Annotated in this window: 11 protein-coding genes and 1 pseudogene; 5 read left to right on the top strand and 7 right to left on the bottom strand. The window is 59.0% G+C overall.

Annotated elements, in window-relative coordinates:
- Nucleotides 1-2: 2 nt before the first annotated feature.
- The 3 genes from yeiP to ACMG4M_RS05600 all read right to left on the bottom strand — a co-directional run bounded on the left by yeiP (nt 3) and on the right by ACMG4M_RS05600 (nt 2,592).
- The gene (gene yeiP, locus ACMG4M_RS05610; protein WP_414430883.1) at nt 3-569 is read right to left on the bottom strand and encodes an elongation factor P-like protein YeiP; all 567 of its coding nucleotides are present in this window, start codon (nt 567-569) and stop codon (nt 3-5) included.
- A gap of 205 nt (nt 570-774) precedes the next feature.
- Complete coding sequence (locus ACMG4M_RS05605) at nt 775-1,590, bottom strand: lysophospholipid acyltransferase family protein (protein ID WP_414430882.1); 816 nt, start codon at nt 1,588-1,590, stop codon at nt 775-777.
- Between the two features lie 147 nt (nt 1,591-1,737).
- Nucleotides 1,738-2,592, bottom strand: coding sequence for a GNAT family N-acetyltransferase (locus ACMG4M_RS05600; RefSeq protein ID WP_052043024.1), 855 nt, complete (start codon nt 2,590-2,592; stop codon nt 1,738-1,740).
- Nucleotides 2,593-2,861: 269 nt separating this feature from the next.
- Here ACMG4M_RS05600 and ACMG4M_RS05595 point away from each other — a divergent pair, with 269 nt between their 5' ends.
- Entirely contained in the window at nt 2,862-3,119 is a 258-nt protein-coding gene (locus ACMG4M_RS05595; protein WP_035249452.1) for a CDGSH iron-sulfur domain-containing protein, read from the top strand.
- Between the two features lie 215 nt (nt 3,120-3,334).
- On the opposite strand, the gene ppc is transcribed toward ACMG4M_RS05595, so the two are convergent.
- Entirely contained in the window at nt 3,335-6,001 is a 2,667-nt protein-coding gene (gene ppc / locus ACMG4M_RS05590; RefSeq protein ID WP_414430881.1) for a phosphoenolpyruvate carboxylase, read from the bottom strand.
- A gap of 441 nt (nt 6,002-6,442) precedes the next feature.
- Here ppc and ACMG4M_RS05585 point away from each other — a divergent pair, with 441 nt between their 5' ends.
- Nucleotides 6,443-7,384 (top strand): GGDEF domain-containing protein, encoded by a 942-nt coding sequence (locus tag ACMG4M_RS05585; RefSeq protein WP_272963089.1) that lies wholly within the window; start codon nt 6,443-6,445, stop codon nt 7,382-7,384.
- 100 nt (nt 7,385-7,484) lie between these two features.
- The gene (locus tag ACMG4M_RS05580; RefSeq protein ID WP_414430880.1) at nt 7,485-9,161 is read left to right on the top strand and encodes a S1 family peptidase; all 1,677 of its coding nucleotides are present in this window, start codon (nt 7,485-7,487) and stop codon (nt 9,159-9,161) included.
- 88 nt (nt 9,162-9,249) lie between these two features.
- On the opposite strand, the gene ACMG4M_RS05575 is transcribed toward ACMG4M_RS05580, so the two are convergent.
- On the bottom strand, nt 9,250-10,305 hold the full coding sequence (locus ACMG4M_RS05575; RefSeq protein ID WP_084573510.1) for an LLM class flavin-dependent oxidoreductase: 1,056 nt from the start codon (nt 10,303-10,305) through the stop codon (nt 9,250-9,252).
- Between the two features lie 159 nt (nt 10,306-10,464).
- On the opposite strand from ACMG4M_RS05575, the gene ACMG4M_RS05570 reads away from it, so the two are divergent.
- Nucleotides 10,465-12,408, top strand: a complete 1,944-nt coding sequence (locus ACMG4M_RS05570) for an acyltransferase family protein (protein WP_414430879.1) — start codon at nt 10,465-10,467, stop codon at nt 12,406-12,408.
- Between the two features lie 148 nt (nt 12,409-12,556).
- Here the strand turns inward: ACMG4M_RS05570 and ACMG4M_RS05565 are convergent, their stop codons facing one another.
- Nucleotides 12,557-13,240, bottom strand: a complete 684-nt coding sequence (locus tag ACMG4M_RS05565) for a hypothetical protein (RefSeq protein ID WP_035249443.1) — start codon at nt 13,238-13,240, stop codon at nt 12,557-12,559.
- A gap of 3 nt (nt 13,241-13,243) precedes the next feature.
- Nucleotides 13,244-14,239 (bottom strand): hypothetical protein, encoded by a 996-nt coding sequence (locus ACMG4M_RS05560; RefSeq protein ID WP_414430878.1) that lies wholly within the window; start codon nt 14,237-14,239, stop codon nt 13,244-13,246.
- Nucleotides 14,240-14,496: 257 nt separating this feature from the next.
- Here ACMG4M_RS05560 and ACMG4M_RS05555 point away from each other — a divergent pair.
- A pseudogene (locus ACMG4M_RS05555) lies at nt 14,497-14,835 on the top strand (DDE-type integrase/transposase/recombinase); the annotation flags it as partial.
- Between the last annotated feature and the right edge of the window lie 121 nt (nt 14,836-14,956).

The following is a 14,956-nucleotide window of genomic DNA, read 5'->3' as shown; positions in this document are numbered from 1 at the left end:
GATCAGGCCCGCGACATGAATTTACGTTCGGCGGTGTTCACCCGCACTTTTTCGCCTTCCACGATATATTCCGGCACCTGCACCACCAGCCCGGTATTCAGGGTGGCCGGCTTGGTGCGTGCGGAGGCAGAGGCGGCTTTCATGGCCGGGGCGGTTTCGGTGACTTCCAGCACCACGGATGCAGGCAGCTCCAGGCCGATCACGGCATCGTCCACCCGCAACGCCAGCAACCCTTCGGTGTCCTCAGTGATAAAGGCCAGCTCGTCAGCAATGTCCACGGCCTTGAGCAGGTACTGGGAGAAATCCTCGTTATCCATGAAGATGTAATCGTCACCATCCAGGTAAGAGAACTGCACCGGCCGGCGCAGCAACTCCACCGTGGTCACGTCGTCATCCCCCTTGTAACGCTCCTCGAACTTGGGCCCACCCCCTACCGCACTGGCCTTCACCCGATACAGCGTCGCCGCCCCCCGGGCCGAGGGGGACTGCACCTCGATCTGACGGATCGCGTAAAGAGTACCGTTGGCTTCGATAACATCGGATTTTTTCAGATCGCTGGCGCGGGTCATGGCTGGGGGAGGTCCTTGTGAGTAAAAGGACATGGTATCCGAGCTTAAAGGTCTGGCGCCAGATAACAGGGAGGAGGAATACAGTTGACAGTGGACAGTTGATAGTTGATAGCGAAAAACGCGAAAACCTTCCCCAGCTTGAAAAGCCAGGAGGCCGCACCTAAATACTGAGCGCGGCCTCAAGCATTGCAAACAAGGACAAGAATCAACCGCGAGCTGTCAACTGTCCACTATCAACTGTCAACTGCTCCGCCACCTTCCCCCACGCCCCCTCACACAGCCCCTTCCGATCCGTACCTTGTGCCGATACCGGTTCGCAGAAATGCAGTCGCACGCGGATGCGGTTGCGCAGTAGCATGGCCCACAGGTGGTGGTGGAATTCGTCGTCGCCGATAAAGGCCATGGCGGCATCCGGGGCGCCTCTGTCGTCCAGGTAGCGCACCGCCAGGGGTTGTACTGGCACATTGGCCATCAGCGGCGCATCGAACAGCTGCGGAAAGAAACGGCGCAGGCCGGTGCCGTCGGTGGTGGTGCCCTCCGGGAACACCAGCACCGTGTGACCCTGCTTCAGTCGATCACCAATTTCCCGGGCCTTGCGACTGGACTCGCCGCTGCCTCGCTTGATGAACAGGGTACCCATGGCCCGGGCCAGGGTGCCGATTAACGGCCAATCACCCACTTCCGCCTTGGACAAGAAATACAGGTGGCGTTGGCTGGCGATCAACGGGATATCCAGCCAGGAAACATGGTTGCTGACCAGAAACACCGGAGTCTCGACCGCAGTACCCGTGACTGTCAGCTCCACCCCGAGGATACGCAGAAAGTGCCGGCACCAGCGCTGCTTGGCCGCCAGCACCACGGGCCGATACGGTGACCAGAACGCCCCCAGCAGAAATGCCAGCACAAAGCCCCACAGCAGATAGAGCACGATGCGGGCAACCCTCAATATCCGGCGCAATTGCGGCCAGAGGCCGCTTTGCATATCAGGACTGACGCTGACGCTATCATTCATTTCACTCATAGTTCAGAGCCTGGGCCGAATCGTATAGACCCCGTAGGAGCGGCGCTCTCTGTGCCCTGCGGGTATGAGCCGCGAATGTACTTGCGACACACCTGCCATCTTCGCGGCTCAAGCGCCGCTCCTCGAGCCACCCACCGTTCCCCGTTCCTAAACCGCCTGGGCCGGCTGCAGGAAGTGCTGCACATAGCGGGCCGGCAGGTCATCCACCGCCATCAGCACGAAGAAATCCAGGCAGTTGAAATCCGGGTCCCAGCAGGGCTCGCCACACACCCGGGCCCCCATGCGCAGGTAGGCCTTGAGCAGCGGCGGCATTTTCACGTTGTCGTCGGCGGCCTGGCCCGGCAGGCGCTCCAGACGCAGATGCGGCTGCACCCGCATTGCCGGCTCGCTCAGGTGACGCTGGTTGATGCGCTGCTGAATAGCGGCCACGTTGTAGCCCTCGCTCAGGGCAATGCTGGCGCAGCCCAGCAGGTAGCGCACATCGTTTTCGAGCATGTATTGGGCCAACCGCGCCCACAGCACGGTGATCACGGCACCGCTGCGGTGGGCGGGATGAATGCAGGTGCGGCCGATCTCTGCCACCCGGCCATCCAGATGGCGCAGCATGGACAGATCGAATTCGCCGCTGGAGTAGAAACCGCCGGTGCGATGCAGACGTTCGCCGGGCAACACCCGGGTGTACCCGACGATCTCGCCGCTCTGGTTATCGCGCACCACCAGGTGCAGACAGTGCTTATCAAAGCGGTCCCGATCCAGCCCGAAGGGAGCGCTGAAACTGGCGCCGTATTCCTGGGAGAAAATACGGTAGCGTAGACGCTGGACCTTGATGATTTCCCGCCGGGAACGGGTGAAGTAGGCACTGAAGCGCCCGGCACTTTCCACATCCGCCGCCATGTCCCGCGGGAAACGGAGAATATCGGCAGTGGCCGTAAACGGCTTGGCCAGGGCCCCTCTTAGGTGGGGGCTAAGGGCTTTGATCTTTCCTGCGGCTTGCGCAAGCATAGTGTACTCCACTGGCAGTTTCGGGCAGTTTCGCCAGTGGACGTGGCACAGTAGTGACGCTTGAGTGACAGTTGTGCGACAAGGGGTAAAAGCAGTTAATAGTTAATAGTTGCGCGGAAGTGGCGCTGTGGTTGCTGAAACGCAAGAAGCCACGAGCAAAAGTGAGGAGTGAAATTCCGAGTTGAATATAGAGAGGCGATTGCGCAGCAATGCAGGTAGCACGTCGCCACCGCCCAACACTCCGGCCGTTTGTGAAAAGGAGAGGCCCTATGGACAAGCCTGTCACTGTTTCCCGGCAGCCCTACCCTCTGCCGGTCAAGAAAGGGGAAAAGGTGTTCTGGTGTGCCTGCGGCCGCAGCAAAAACCAGCCTTACTGTGATGGCAGCCACAAAGGCACCGACATCACCCCGGTGGCCTACACCGCCCCACGGGACAAGATCGTGTTCTTCTGCGGCTGCAAACACAGCGGCAAGGGGCCGGTTTGTGATGGCAGCCATGTGCAAGTGAAAGAGGGAAAGCTCCCGTAGGAGCGGCGCTCTCTGTGCCCTGCGGGTATGAGCCGCGAACCTCGCGTAGCGAGGAAATCGGCCGAAGGGCGATCAGGCATTTCCACGCTCGACAGATCTCTCTAGAGAGACCGGAGCAATACGCAAGCCCTTTTCCTCGCCCAGGCTCGGTTTCGCGGCTCATACCCGCAGGGCACAGAGAGCGCCGCTCCTACGGCGGCTTCGTAGCCAGGCGTTTACCCCGTGTTGCGAAGCCCCGCTGCAATACCGGCGATGGTCACCATCAAGGCACTCTCCAGGACTTTATCGCCGTCCTGCTGGCGCAGGCGCGCCATCAGCTCCGCCTGGAGAAGGTGCAGGGGATCCGTGTAAGGGTCGCGGACCCGGATGGACCAGCGCATCACCGGATTGTTATCCAGCAGGTCTTCACGTCCGGTGAGGGCAGACAGGGCATTCACCGTGCCAGTGAGCCGCTCGCGTAACACTTCACCCAACCGGGCCAGATCAACGTCATCCCCGGCCAGCCGTTGCTCGTACCAGGCCGCCACGCGCAGGTCCGCCTTGGCTAACACCATCTCGAGCATATCCACCACGCCCTGAAAGAACGGCCACTCGCCCACCATTTCCTGCACGGTGCCGTTTTGCGCCGGGTCCGCTTGGGCAGCCTCCAGTGCAGCACCCGTACCCAGCCAGGCAGGAAGCATCAGCCGAATCTGGGTCCAGGCGAACACCCAGGGGATGGCCCGCAGGGAGCTGATGCCGGCATCCTGCTTGCGGCGGGCCGGGCGACTGCCCAGGGACAGCCGGGACAGCTCGGTTTCCGGGGTCACCGTGCGCAGGTAGCGCACCAGTTCCGGTTCTTCCTGGACCACGCTGCGATACCCGGCCACGGAGACATCCGTCAGGGTCTGCATCTGTTCCCGCCATTGCGGCTTGGCCGCCCGGGGTGGCAACAGGGTCGCTTCCAGGGTGGCAGCCACATATTGCGCCAGGTTGAACACGGCCACCGCCGGGCGGCCGTACTTGAAGCGGATCACCTCGCCCTGTTCAGTGACGCGAATGCGCCCGGCCACGGAGCCCGGTGGCTGGGACAGCAGCGCCATGCGGGTGGGCGAGCCACCCCGGGAGATAGAACCACCACGGCCATGGAACAGAGTCAGCGGAATGTCATGTTCGGCAAACAGGGCGGTGAGCTTTTCCTGGGACCGATACTGGGCCCAGGCGGCACCAAGAAAACCGGCATCCTTGGCGGAGTCGGAATAGCCAATCATCACTTCCTGGCCCCCGGCCACCCGCTGCCGGTAAAACGGCACCGCCAGCAGGGCCGACATGGTGTCCTCGGCGTTGTCCAGGTCATCCAGGGTTTCAAACAACGGCACCACACGCATGGGCTCGCTGACCCCGGCGATCTTCTGCAGCAGCATCACTGCCAGCACATCCGAGGGGGCACGGGCCATGGAGATCACATAGGCGCCCAGCCCTTCACTGCCCTGCTCGGCAATCACTCGGCAGGTGGCCAGCACTTCTGCCACCTCGTCGCTGCATGCCTCACTGGCGTGGAAGCTGTCATCAATCAGTGGACGGCGAGCCTGGAGCTCCTCCACCAGAAACGCCTGCTTGCGCGCCTCCGGCCAGTCCGCATAGCTGCCCAGTTCCAGATAACGGGTGACCGCATCCACGGCATCGCGATGGCGAGTGGATTCCTGGCGGATATCCAGCCGCAACAGGGTAATGCCGAAGCAATTGAGGCGGCGCAGGGTGTTTTTCAGGTCGCCATCGGCGATATCGCCCAGGCCGACATCGCGCAGGGAGCGGTCGATCAGTTGCAGGGGCGCCAGTAATTGCTCACGGCGCAGGAACCCCTCGCCTTCAGGCACCGGCTGATTTTCTACCTGAGCTTCCATCTGCCGTCGGGTGAGCTTCAGTCTCTGGCGCACCTGGCGGAGAATCACCCGGTAAGGCTCATGGCTGGGGCCGGTTGCCGCCAGCAATTCCTCACTGGCCGCTTCCATGGACAGGTCCGCCAGCAGGTTTTCCACGTCACGCAGGTACAGGTCCGCGGCCATCCAGCGGGCCAGCAGCAACACTTCCCGGGTCACCGGCGCGGTCACATTGGGGTTGCCGTCCCGGTCGCCGCCCATCCAGGAGGCCAGCTTCACCGGCGCCCAGTCCGCCGGCGGCTGGGGCAGGCCCTGCTCGGCCAGCTCCCGCTCCAGTTGCCGCACCATTTCCGGTACCGCCTGCCACAGGGACTGCTCGATGGTGGCGAAGCCCCACTTGGCTTCGTCTACCGGGGTGGGCCGTTCGCGGCGAATCTCATCGGTGCTCCACGCGGCCAGGATCAGGCGGTAGAGCTTCTCGCGACGAAAGGCCAGTTCGTCATCGGTCAGATCCGGCCGGTCCAGTTCGCCGAGCAGGTCCGCCATCTGGTCGTATTTGCGGATCAGGGTGCGGCGGGTCACTTCGGTGGGGTGGGCAGTGAGCACCAGCTCCACGGACAGGTCTTGCAGAGTGCCGTCGATCACGTCAGCGCTGATCTGCTCCTCCTGCAGGCGCTGCAGCACATTGGCGATACCCTGATCACCACCGGGATCTCCGGGGTAACGCTGATGCTGACGGTGCAGACGTTCACGGTGATGCTGTTCGGCAATGTTGCTCAAATTGAGAAACTGGCTGAAGGCCCGCGCCACTTCCAGCAGGGTGGCGTCATCCAGAGGCGAGAGCAGATCACGCAGGGAAGACAATGCAGTTCCCTGCTCGCCGCGGGTAGCCACCGAGGCTTTGCGGATGGTTTCGATGGTCTGATAGAGATCGTCACCGGCTTGCTGACGCAGACACTGGCCCAGCAAGTCCCCCAGTAAACGCACATCATCTCTCAGGGGCGTATTGACACTGTTATCCACTGTGGCTCCTTCATAACTGCCGAACGGTATCGCCTTTTATGCCTGAGCACATTCGCGTTGGCCATGACAACCGCAAAAAAACGCATTTTTAACAAGATTAGCGTGCATCACATCTTTATTCCCGGAGGGCCCTGACGCAACATAGGCGGCTTGGGAGCCTCTGGATAACTCCTTGCGTGCTCAGCGTGGCCTGAAGGGTGTAGCTGTTGTGTTTTGTCGCGACGGACAGGGTGGTTCCCTTTCCTAGCGACAAAGCGCAGCAGATGGGCCCTTCAGGCCGCGCCCTCCGGGTCTTCCAGGCTGACTCGCACTCGTTGTTGCGCTTTTTCGATGGATGGACATACACCTTCAAAATCGCGCCTAGATTGCGAGCCAGCCTGAAAGACTGAGCACGCAAGGGGTTATTCAGAGGCTCCATAAGTCACCGGGGATCGATGAATCATGACGACTTCCAGCCGTATCACCTCGGATCAGGGTGTGGTGATCATGCAGTACCTGGCCCGGGCCCTGTTCGCCGCCCTGGCCGTGATCTATTTCCATCATGCAGACAGTTTCTTCTTTGCTCTGCCCAAAGCGACACCCTGGCTATTGTTTGCCGCTTATGTGGGGCTGCAATTATTGCTGTTGTTCTGGCGCCCGGCCAATGGCGATGCGTTTGCTTCCGGTCTGGATTTGCTGACCCTGGGCATCGTGCTGCTACTGGACCCGGGCAACCCGCCGCCCACCATGGCGCTGTTGTTTATCGCCGTGCTCAGCAACGGCCTGCTCCACGGCATCAAACGCTTTCTGATCATGCTGGCTGGCGCGGAAATCGTGCTGGCCTTTGTGCTGCCGATCCGGCTGAGCTATGTGACAACGCCGTCTGCCTCGGCGAGCCTGTTTCTGGTCATCGCCCTGAGTGCCTGCATGCTCTATTTCGGGCTGATGATCTGGCGCAACCAGGCCCTGGCCCGGGCGGCCCTGGAAGCCACCTGGCGGGACCCGGATACGGATTTCATCAGCCGCGAGGCACTGATCAGTACCGCCGGCTGGCTGGTGCCGCTGCACGACCGCATTTCATCACCCATGACCCTGGCGCTGGTGCATCACGATGAGTTACCCCAGTTGGCCAACCGGGTGGCCCACCGCATCCGCCGCAGCGATGTGGCGGCACGCTATGACAAACAACATCTGGCCTTGCTGCTGCCCTGCACAGCCACCGCCGCCGCCGAACAACTGCTTAACGATCTGCGCGACCGCCACCCCGGCCTGCGTGCTGCGATCATGACCTTGAGTGATGGCGATGCGGCTCTGGAACAGGCGTTGGCCCACCTGCAGAGCTCCATGGCCCGCACCCGGAACGACAACGACCACTGGCTGGCACACGCCCCGCCGATAAACTGAGAGACTGCCTCGATTTGGTGCATTTTTTTCAGCTACATAAGCTCACACTGTCTTGCCATGAAAACCGGTAAAATAGTGAAAAATGTGTAAGGCAGTTGCCATGTTCCGTCGTATCGCTCTGCTGGCAGGGTTAGCCACACTCCCCTTATCCAGCACCCTCGCAGACACCGCCACCGGCCGCATTGTGGGTGGCGAGCCAGCACCGGTTGATCGCTGGCCGTGGATGGCCCAAGTGGCCGTGGATGATCCCAGCGTGAGCGGTTATTTGCTTTGTGGTGCCAGCCACCTCAGCCCGGAATGGCTGGTTACCGCTGCCCATTGCATGGAATATCTGGACGGCTCACCCGCTCAAGCCGACCAGACCTTCGTCTTTATCGGCGACGATGATCGCAACAATGTTCCCCAAAACGGCATCCCCGTCAGGCAAATACTCTTGCACCGCCAGTATCAAAACCTGAACCGGGATCTGGCCATGCTGCGTATCGACACCCGTAGCAATACCCTCTGGCCCAACATCATCAGCGAAAGTAGCTTTAATGATTTAGAAGGTCGTAGTACCACAGCGCTGGATGAATCAGTCACCGCCCTGGGCTGGGGTAATACCGGTAATGGCAACCTCAGCAATGTGTTGCGTGAAGTGCAGCTGGACTACATCCCCCAGCAACGCTGTCGGCAGTTATCCAGCCTTACCATCACCAACTTTGCGGTGTGCGCTGCGGAGCTGAACCCGGTCAACAGTGTCCAGCAAGACTCCTGCTTTGGGGATAGCGGCGGCCCCCTTTTCCTGGACCGGGACCGACAACCCTGGCTGGTCGGCCTGACCAGCTTCGGCCTGCGCAACTGCGCCACCGGGGCTCCATCCGGCTATACGCATCTGTCTGCGGAAACTCGGGAACTGGAGGTATTGACCGCTTCCGGCGGTATTCCTCTGGTCGACCTACTCCCCCAATGGCCTACACCCCCACCGCAGTATTACTACCAGCCCCCGGGCGGCAGCCAAACGCTGAGCCTGGCCCTGAAAAACGACAGCAAGGAAAACACCGTCACCAATCCGATTCTGACCTTTAGTCTCACTGGCAACACCTTCGCCAGCGGCCGCTGGTCCGGGTGTAGCGGTCTGCTTTCCGGCAACCGCTGTCGGCCCGCTGGCAGCCTCGCAGCCAGCGGCAGTGTTCCCCAGGATCTGGTGATTGATGGCAATGGCGGCGCCGATCAGGTGGTCACTGTAGCCATCTCCGCCACCGCCAACCAGGATGATTACCGACGCCGCAATAACCGCATTGCGCAGAAAGTAGTGTTCTCCGACCAGCCGGATCTGACTCTGTCCGCCGTCCAGAAGAGCGGCAACACCAATGAAGCCAGGGTAGCGGTAACGCTCAGCAATCGATCCACGATCAATGACGCTACCAATGGGGAAATCCGTTTTTCCCTGCCACTCAATACCACCCTGGCAAACGCCGACGAACTGGGCTGTACCCTGTCCAATCCGCTACGCTGCCCGGTGGGCAATGTGCCTGCCACCACCAGCCAGACGTTGAATCTCACTTTCGCCTCGGATACCGGGGCAAACCAAGCTATTACCTTTACCAGTTTCTCCAGTAATGGCGATCTGCCAAACGATAACAACGATAACGCCATGCTGACCCTGCGCTATCCCTCCCCGCCCCCTGTCGGAGGAGGCAGCAGCGGAGGCGGTGGAGCACCCACCATCGTCACCCTGCTGGCCGGATTACTGCTGGTATTGCGCGGCTTTCCCGCAAAAGCACAGCTCCGCTAGCCCCTCTTTATCCCGTTGGAGCTTTGCTCGCAAAGCGAATGGCCCTTCGCCTTGTGAACAAGGCTCCAACGGGGTCTGGTGCTAGTCGCTAACGACGAAACTGCGGCAGCGACGCCAGAATATCCAGGGCGTGGCGACGCTTTTCCGGGTCGTAAAGATCGACAGTCACCATCAATTCATCAATTTCCACGCTATCGAGCAACTGATCCAGTTGCCCCTGGACAGTGTTGGCGGTCCCTAGCAACTGCAGGGCAAGAAACCCTCTGACTCCAGCCTCTTCTTCCGGATTCCAGTACCCGTCCATACTTTCCACCGGCGGGCGCATCCACAGCGGCTGGCCCCGGAACAGGGACAGAATCCGCCGATAGCTGGTGGTGGTGAGAAAGCGGGCTTCCTCATCGGTATCCGCTGCCACCGCCGGTACCGCCAGCATGGCGTAGGGCTTGTCCAGCTTAGCCGACGGCTGAAACTGCTCCCGGTAGAGACGCAGCGCTTCGCGATACAGACGCGGCGCAAAATGCCCGGCAAAGGCATAGGGCAACCCCTGCTGGGCCGCCAGCTGCGCACTGTACAGGCTGGAGCCCAGCAACCAGATCGGCACGTTTGTATCGGCGCCGGGAATGGCGTTGACCGGGCGGGAACGATCCAGCGGACCCAGCAGCCTCTGCAATTCGGCCACGTCATGGGGGAACTGCTCGGCGCCCAGGCCTTCGCGGCGCAGGGCGCGGCTGGTCATCGGGTCGGTGCCCGGGGCCCGGCCCAGCCCCAGATCAATGCGACCAGGATGCAGGATTTCCAGAGTGCCGAACTGCTCGGCGATCACCAGGGGCGGATGGTTCGGCAACATCACCCCACCCGAGCCGACCCGGATGGTCTCCGTGGCATTGGCGATGTGACCAATCAGCACCGAGGTGGCGGCACTGCTGATGCCCTCCATGTTGTGATGCTCGGCCAGCCAGAACCGGCTGAAGCCGAGGGACTCCGCATGGCGGGCGTAGGCCACGCTATTGGCCAGGGTCTGGCCGATGGTGTCGCCTTCACGGACCGAGGCCAGTTCCAGCAGGGAAAACGGCAGGGATGTCGTCACAGAATGCTCCTTGATGACAGCCGGAGGGATTGGCTCGGCGCTCACATTACCATGCATCAACGCCACTCTGAATCACGTTCGGGGCATTCTGGTTAATGCCCAACCGACAAACGCGTTAAGAGCGTTATCCCTGCGACGGCAAACCAGCCCAGTCTTGTTTGCCCTGCCACCGCCCTATATTCTCCCCGCTTTGCTGATCATTCTAGGGAGAACACCTTGAAGACCACACCGAGCTACCGTGCCGATATCGAAGGGCTGCGCGCGCTGGCCGTTGTGCTGGTGATTCTCTACCACTACGACGTCCCAGGCATCACCGGCGGCTTCATCGGCGTCGATGTGTTCTTCGTCATTTCCGGGTTCGTGATCACCCAGCTTCTGCAGCGGGCGTTCGAAAAAGGCACTTTCCAGTTCCGCGATTTCTACGCCCGTCGTATCCGCCGACTGGTCCCTCTGTTCCTGCTGGTGTCCACCGTCACCTTCCTGATGATCTCGCCCTTCTATATCGGCGATGCCTACTACATCTTCGCCAAGAGCTGGCTTTCCTCCCTGGTCGGCCTGAGCAACATCTATTATTTCCAGGAGTTGGCCCAGTACTTCGCCCCGGAAACCCGCTCCCTGTCGCTGCTGCACACCTGGTCGCTGGCGGTAGAAGAACAGTTCTACCTGATCTGGCCCCTGGCCCTGTACCTGGCCTATCGTTTCGGCAAGGGGCGTGACGGCCACTGGCCTTTCCGGATCACCCTTGTAGCTACCTTTGCGCTATCGGTATACCTGGCCGGTGCCTATCCCTCTGCCGCCTATTACCTGCTGCCCGCCCGTCTGTTCGAGTTCATGCTGGGCACCGGCGTGGCCCTGTTCAGCCGTCAGCTTCCTGCCCTGAACCGGCCCTGTGCAGAAATTCTCGCAGCTCTGGGCCTGGCCATGATCATCGCCACCGGCCTGCTGCTGACCAAACACGACCACTTCCCCGGCTATAACGCCCTGTGGCCCACCCTGGGCACTGCCATGGTGATCTATGCCGGCCTGCACCAGACCGGCACACTCACCGCCCGCCTGCTCAGTCTGCCGGTGATGGTGTTTCTGGGCGGAATTTCCTACTCCCTGTACCTGTGGCACTGGCCACCGGTGGCGCTTCTGCACTACCAACTGATCGAACTGACCTGGACCAATCGCCTCCTGCTGATGGTCGGCGTCGTAGTGCTGTCGTGGCTGAGCTATCGATTCGTGGAAAACCACTACCGGAACCGCCCCTGGAGCTTCAAAAAATCCTTCATGGTGTTCATCTTCGTGCCTTTGCTGATCATCTGGGCGATCCAATCCACCATCCGGATCGCCGATGACCTGAGCTTCCGCATCCCGGAAGAACGCCGCGCGCTTTACCAAGTCATTGCCAACAACAACCCGGCAGATTTGTACAAGCGCTGCTTCAAGGGCGACCCGGTGGAATTCAACCAGGGCAAGGCCTGCCTGTTTGGTGCCGAATCGGAAAACGGTCAGCCCAATAGCATGCTCATTGGCGATTCCCACGCTATTGCCCAGATCGGCTTTGTTGAACAGCTGATCAAGGGCACCGACCATTCCCTGCTGATGGTCACCCGGGCCTCAACCCCGTTTCTCCCAACACATATCGCCGTAAAGGTTCAGGCTGCGGACCCTACCCAGGTGGCCCGCAATCAGGCGCTCAGCGACTATCTCGGCCAACGCCCTATGACCGTTTTCATGGGTGCCTGGTGGAGCGCCTATCTGAAGAATAACGCCTTCCAGGGATATTTCCTGGATACCATCGGCTGGCTGAAGGACCAGGGCCACACCGTCATCATCCTTGAAGATGTCCCAGAACTGCCTTCTTCGGACTTTGCCGAATGCCTGCTGAAAAACATGGACGACTGCTCCATCAGTGCTACAAAGGCGGAACAGAACCTTGAGAATTTCTATCGCTTCAGAGCTGCCGCAAAACAGCGCTTCCCGGACGTGAAATGGATCAACCCGCGCAAGGTGCTCTGCGACGCCCAACGCTGCCAGACCGTACTCAATGGCATTCCGCTGTATCGGGATGAAAGTCACCTGAACAATGTGGGGGCGATTGAAATCGGGAAGGTATATCTCGAGCGGTTTGGGAATCCGCTTGGTGGAGACGAAAAAAAGAAAGCCCAGCAATAGTCTCAATACAGTTCAGCGCTGGCTCAAATTTTAAACCCCTCTCCCCTTGCAGGAGAGGGGTCCAGCCAGAAAGGGTTGAGTCAGAATCAAGCCACTTAAGGGAACAGCATTCCTGACAGAAACGAGGCTAATCAATCGATATTCGAAACTATGGACAATATTCAGCGATCAGATCGCTGTCATTGGTTGCCCACTGGGTGATAGCGCCGCCGTTTGAGATCGAGATATAGTCGATCCGGTCGGTATTATCATTGATACGAAACAAGGTATCGTTTTCGAACAGGATTTCCCGTTGCACACCGGCCTCTGCATAACGCATTCTTTGCGGCTCAAGAGACTCGGTATCGCTATCATCGTCATGAATCACCCCCACAACCTTGGGGTAACGGTTCGCATTATTGGTACCGATCAATGCCTCAGAACATACCCGGCTGGCCACATCACTCATCACCACCGTCAGACTATCTCCGTTATCAGCCATGATCTGAACATCGTTGAAAAAGTCTTTAACCCCGGGCTCCATAAAGTCCAGAGTTTCATAAGCCAGTACATGCGCCAGCTTGTCTGGCCCTGACAGGTTTTTCTCTATCAGGATGATGTCATCCATATCCAGACCATCACGGGTAACAAAAACTATCTGCCGCTTAATCAGCGGATCCCCCGTCGGAATCTCAACACGAACGCCATTAATGCTTGGATCATCAAGCCCGACGTCATAATTGGCTATTGCCATGTCTACCGACCAACCATCAATAAAGACGCCGGAATCCGGGTCAGCACCGGTATCTCCCGCGGCAATACCGATAACCGTACCTTCACGGTGATAACTCACAACCTAGCCTGTAGGGAACAAGGTCCATTCCGATCCACCATCCCTGGAATAAGCAATCTCCGAACTAACGCCATATTCCATGGCAAGAATGCGGTCCCGAACCGGAATACTAGCGCGGTAATCGATAGTCATGTCTGGTAGCGGCATGGCGAAGATTGCCTGCTGAGCAGCGTCATTGCCGTAAGTAGCAACCCAGCTTTCTAGTTTAGTGCGCAACTCTGCACCAAAATCGCCGTAAACATAATTGACGTCTTCCGGGGTAAAAAATGTGTTATTGAGAAAGCCATCGGTAATATCCTGAGAAAGGTCATCAAGAACTGCCAGCGCAGGGCTGGCTTCCGCACTTCCCACCATTGCAAATGCGCCCAGAAGAGCCGCATAGAGGTCATCAAACGCAATAGTCTGACTGTTGGGTGCCGGCATTTCAGAAAGAACTTCTGGTGCATAGGTGATTGAACGCAAGCCTCCACTAAATAATTTGGCCACTGCATCATTCATCATCTCGACACGCTCGGCATCGAGCGGGAACGATCCCTGATTGAGCGCCAACTGCCAGGCCAGTTCGGTTAGCGGCGTCACCGCTGTGGAAGCTGGGTCCTCCGTTATAGCATGTAATTTGGTGCCCTCGGGAAGAGCCACCTCACCGGCCGATTCATCGAAATAACTGCTATTGGCTCCGGCAGTGACTTCAACAATCGCAGGTTCTAGCTTGCTGTAGGTTACCGAAATCTGCGCCTTTCCGGTTTCGTCGAGGCTTCCTTCGCCAATAACCTCCTCATAGTTGGCATCGTAAATCTTGACCGTCGCATCAGAGATCCTGCCCAGCGATGGAGAGATCGTTACGGTTTCAGTCAGCGCGGTACCTGGCCCTCCTTCTGACCCGCCGTTACTGCCTCCACCTGGTGAGGCTGGCGGATTATCGCTACCTCCTCCACCGCCACAAGAAACAAGAAGTGCTCCCATACAAGTAACCAGAAAATATTTGAAATCCTGTTTCATATACCACCATCAGTTGATTTTTAATCTTCAGATAGATCACTACACTGCCGTTCTTTATGGCAGGCAACCGCGGGAGGGTACTGATGAAAAGGTGGAAATATAGTGATTCGATTCATGAAAGTTGGTTACAGTGAAAATTTAAGAAATAGACTACAGCACCACAAGAGATTGCTTACAAAGGGGCGGGAGATAGCGGAAAAAAATGGAGCGACGGAGCACAAAAGGGCGAGCACAAAAGGGGACACGCACAAACTTAAGCACCGAATATCCTGCAGCGGCAGTTCAATCCGCAAGCACCAAACGAGAGCTGGGAAACGGATATTACCTATATCCGCACATATGAAGGCTGGTTGTATCTGGCGGTTGTTCTGGATCTGTTCTCAAGACGGGTAATCGGTTGGTCAATGCAATCCACGACAACCAAGGAACTGGCGCTGGATGCGCTGCTGATGGCGGTCTGGCGTCGCAAGCCTGAGGGTAAGGTGGTTGTTCACTCCGACCAAGGCAGCCAATACACCAGCCACGACTGGGACTCGTTTCTGAAGGCGCATGACCTGGAGGGGAGTACGAGTCGGCGCGGTAACCGCCACGACAACAAAAGCACATGGGGGTCAGGTCTCCCATTTCCCACACAGGTTATCCGAGATATCTCCAAGCAATAGTCAACATTGGCTGATATTCCTTATCCTGACTAGACCGCACTATCACCTAAAAACC

Source organism: Alcanivorax sp. IL3 (assembly GCF_047495465.1).
Lineage (GTDB): Bacteria > Pseudomonadota > Gammaproteobacteria > Pseudomonadales > Alcanivoracaceae > Alcanivorax > Alcanivorax jadensis.
This window is presented reverse-complemented; position numbering and strand designations above follow the sequence as displayed.